The sequence below is a fragment of the Parolsenella sp. genome, from assembly GCF_982402205.1.
This window is the reverse complement of sequence record NZ_CEVYAT010000217.1, coordinates 1-1,642: the sequence shown is the minus strand read 5'-3', so window position 1 is coordinate 1,642 and position 1,642 is coordinate 1. Positions and strand designations below refer to the sequence as shown.

2 protein-coding genes are annotated in these 1,642 nt (G+C 67.8%); both read right to left on the bottom strand.

What is annotated here, in order from left to right:
* The coding region (locus AC1VTH_RS08175) for a ComEC/Rec2 family competence protein (RefSeq protein WP_481335686.1) at positions 1 to 1,359 on the bottom strand (1,359 nt) is incomplete at its 3' end.
* A partial coding sequence (locus tag AC1VTH_RS08170) for a ComEA family DNA-binding protein (protein WP_481335684.1) occupies positions 1,352 to 1,642 on the bottom strand: 291 nt, incomplete at its 5' end. The genes AC1VTH_RS08170 and AC1VTH_RS08175, both read right to left, overlap by 8 nt.

The following is a 1,642-nucleotide window of genomic DNA, read 5'->3' as shown; positions in this document are numbered from 1 at the left end:
GGTAAGAGCAGCGAGCGCCACGCAGAGCAAGGGCGCAAAAGCAGGTCCCACGACGAGGTTCGAGAGCACCGACACGAGGCTCACCCTCCCAAACGAAGCAACGACCAGCGGAAGCGTCGCGGCCTGGCACACGAGCGAGGAGCAGACCGACGAGCGGACGTACCTACCGAACTTTGATAAGGGACCGCGCAGCATCCGAGGCAGGCGTGAGCGCCATGTGGACCTGTGGCCTCCCAGCACGTTCGCCGCTGCGGCCTCGAACCAGCCCGAGAAGAGCACGAGGGACGCCACCGAGAGAACCGAGAGTTGAAACCCAAGGTCACAGGTACAATGCGGATTTGCGAGACACATGGCGAGGCCCGCCAGGGCAAGCCCCGAGGGAGCATGGCCCCTTCTGCCAACGAGACGCGCCGAGCGCGACGCCGCGAGCATGACCCAGGCCCGCAGCGCCGACGCAGGTGCCCCGCACAGCGCCACGAACGCGGCACAGAGGCCAAGGCCCGCCACGACCCTCGACCCGCTCGAGACGCCAAGGGCGACGAGGGCAGCCTCAACGACCGAGGAGAACACCGCAAGGTGAGAGCCAGACACCGCCACGAGGTGCGCAAGGCCGGCAGCCGCAAACTCGTCCGAGATGCCCCGTGCCTTGAGCTCGGTGCGCTCCCCAGCGACAAGTCCGGCGAGTAGCGCGGCACCAGGCCCGCTCGAAGGGTCGATCGCGCCAAGCACGCACTCGCGAAGGCCACCCAAAGCCGCATGCACCCCCTCGGGCGGCGCCTCCTCCAACACGCGCACGACCTTGACGCGGCCGGCGAGCCCAGCCGCTCTGCTCGAGAGGCCCCACTCGTCGTCCCCATTGGCCGAGAACCGCCCAACGGCGCGGAGTCGCTCGCCCACGGGGAGGCGCTCGCTGCACGCAAGCCAAACGTGGCCGACGGCGCCGCTTGGCAGCGAGCAGTCGGCACGGCACAGCCATCCCGACTGCGTCTGCGAGGGCTCGCTCGCAACGACCATCTCGAGCCTCGACACCGGCGTAGAGCCAAGCTCGAGAGCAGCGGCATCGAGCCGCGAAAGCGCCGGCACGCACCAGGCGCACGAGAGCACGATGGCCATGCCGCAGGCAAGCACGTGCCAAGAGGCAGTCCCACGCCCCCTCAGCCTAAGTACTGCTCCGCAAATTGGCGCGAGCACTGCGCCCGCCAGCAGAGGCATAGCGTCCACGACGCCCCTGAGCAGCAGGTTGTCGCCCAAAACAAGCACGGTCAGAGAGCTAAGCAGGGGCGGCACGTACGGCTTGCCCGGATACGTGGCGGCGTCACCCGCAGAAGTCTCGGGGGCAACGCGCCCTTCGCTACACACAGACGTGGTCCTTGAGCTTGGCAAACTTCTTCTCGCCGATGCCGCTCACGCGCATGAGGTCATCGGCGGACGAGAAGGGGCCGTTCGCCTCGCGCTCCTCGACGATCGCCGCAGCCGTCGAAGGCCCTACTCCCGGGAGGGCGTCCAGCTCCTCGGCACTCGCCGTGTTGATGTTCACGAGCCCGGACGGCATAGCCGAAGCTCCTGAACTTGAGGCATCACCTGAACCCTGCGAGGAAGACGCATTGGTTGCTACCTGCTCCCCCTCGCGCGGAATGTAGAC